The following is a 2,222-nucleotide window of genomic DNA, read 5'->3' as shown; positions in this document are numbered from 1 at the left end:
GTCCCGGCTCCTCGAGACTGACCCGGCCAAGCTTGCCGCCCCGCAATTCGCGAAGAAAAAGCTCGGCGGCCCGGTGCAGATCGACCTCGCCGCCGCTGACCAGGCAGCCGCGCCGGCGCCCGATCTCTTCGAGCAGGAGGGTAGGACTTTCCGGCAGAACGGTAAGCTTGTAGCGGCCCCTGAGCAACTCGGGGTAGCGGCGCAGCATGAAGGCGGCGGCAAACAGGGCCACCTGCACATAGTCCATGGCACTCTCGCCGATGGCGCCGCTGGCCGCCAGTCGGTAGGCGCCGTTCTGGTCGCTCATCACCGGCCAGAGCAACCCCGGTGTGTCGGAAAGGCGGATGCCGTTGCGCAGGTCGATCTGCTGCGGGCAGGTGGTGATGGCGGGGCGGTCGCCGACCCGGGCCATGGCCTTGCCCGCCAGAGTGTTGATCAGGGTCGACTTGCCGACATTGGGAATGCCGATGACCATGGCGCGCAGCGGCTTGCCCGGCTGCCCGCGGTGGGGCGCCAGGCGGCGGCAGAGCTGGGGGAGATGCCCCACCTCGAGGCGCTTCCTCGCCTCGAGCGGCAGGGCGCGCACTCCGGCCTGCTTTTCGAAATGGCGGACCCAGGCCTTGGTGACGACGGGGTCGGCCAGGTCGTTCTTGTTCAGCACCTTGATACAGGGCTTGCCCCGACGCAGCTCCTCGAGCAGCGGATTGGCGCTGGAGACGGGAAGGCGGGCATCGAGAACTTCGATGATCACATCGAACCCCTGGATCGTCTCGGCAATCTGCCGGCTCGCCTTGTTCATGTGGCCGGGAAACCATTCTATCTTCATCGGCGTTCTCGTTCCTCTGCGTTGAAGCCGCCGTTTGCGGCCAAAAAGCTATCCTAACACATCCGCCCCAGAAAAGGGGTATCCTCGAACGCTCCCCTTTTCCCGCTTCCCATTGGACCCCGGACCGGGATTAATGGTATGGTGACCCTGGCGCAGTCGCTGCGCCGGTCACCGCCCTCTGCTCCCAGGAATCCGTGCCATGCCGACCGACAACCGCCAGCCCTTTCAGTCCCTCACCCCCAGCTTCATCATGGACGCCGTCGAAAGCCGGGGCTTCCGCTGCGACTGCCGGACCCTGACCCTCAACAGCTACGAAAACCGGGTCTACCAGGTCGGTGTCGAAGAACACGAACCACTCATCGCCAAATTTTATCGGCCCGGCCGCTGGAGCGACGAGCAGATCCACGAAGAGCACCGCTTCTGCCTGGAACTGGACGCCCACGAGCTGCCGGTCGTCGCCCCCCTTACCGACGAACAGGGCGCGAGCCTCTTCCGCCACGGCGATTTCCGCTTCGCCCTCTATCCGAGAAAAGGCGGCCACGCGCCGGAGCTGGACGACCTCGACAACCTGCTGATCATGGGGCGCCTGCTGGGCCGCCTCCACCGCATCGGCGCCGTCCGCCCCTTTCAGCACCGCCCTGCCCTCGACGTGCAGAGCTTCGGCCGGGCGAGCGTCGAGCTGATCAGCGAGCGTTTCATCCCGCCCGAGTACAAGGCCAACTACGATGCCCTGACCGCCGAGTTGCTGCCGGCCCTCGATGAAATCTTCCGCTCGGTCGGCGCCAACGCCGTCCGCGTGCACGGCGACTGCCACAGCGGCAACATCCTCTGGCGGGACGAGGCACCGCACCTGGTCGACCTCGATGACGCCCGCATGGCCCCGGCCATCCAGGACCTCTGGATGATGCTCTCCGGCGACCGGCCGCGGCAGACGGCCCAGCTCGAGCAGCTCATCAAGGGCTACAGCGAGTTCTTCACTTTCAACCCCCGCGAGCTGCGCCTGGTCGAGGCCCTGCGGACCCTGCGCATGCTTCACTTCTCAGCCTGGCTCGCCCGGCGCTGGGAGGACCCGACTTTTCCGCACCACTTCGCCTGGTTCAACACGCCGCGCTACTGGGGCGACCACATCCTCGAGCTGCGCGAGCAGATTGCGGCCCTTGCGGAACCGCCCCTTCAACTCCCCTAGACGTTCCCGAACGAACAAGGGCGGCCCGCCGACCGCCCTTGTTCGTTCCCCAAAGCAGCAAGACCCCTAGCTGGTAAAGTTCAGCTTCCGCTCGAGATCCATCGAGCGGGTGATCCGCTTGGCCTCTTCGAAGGCGATGACGTTCTGCCGACAGAGCTGCACCAGGTGCTGATCGAGCGACTGCATGTGGTACTGGGCGCGGCCGTTCTC

The 2,222-nt window shown here is 65.9% G+C and carries 2 protein-coding genes; one reads left to right on the top strand and one right to left on the bottom strand.

Translation table 11 applies throughout. The features are described from left to right. On the bottom strand, positions 1–826 hold an 826-nt coding region (gene ylqF / locus VD811_04175), incomplete at its 3' end, for a ribosome biogenesis GTPase YlqF (GenBank protein HXV20176.1). A 199-nt stretch (positions 827–1,025) separates the two neighbouring features. On the opposite strand from ylqF, the gene VD811_04170 reads away from it, so the two are divergent. Beyond that, entirely contained in the window at positions 1,026–2,012 is a 987-nt protein-coding gene (locus tag VD811_04170; protein ID HXV20175.1) for a serine/threonine protein kinase, read from the top strand. Positions 2,013–2,222 lie beyond the last annotated feature (210 nt).

Source organism: Desulfuromonadales bacterium, assembly GCA_035620395.1.
In the GTDB taxonomy this organism is placed as follows: domain Bacteria; phylum Desulfobacterota; class Desulfuromonadia; order Desulfuromonadales; family DASPGW01; genus DASPGW01.
This window is presented reverse-complemented; position numbering and strand designations above follow the sequence as displayed.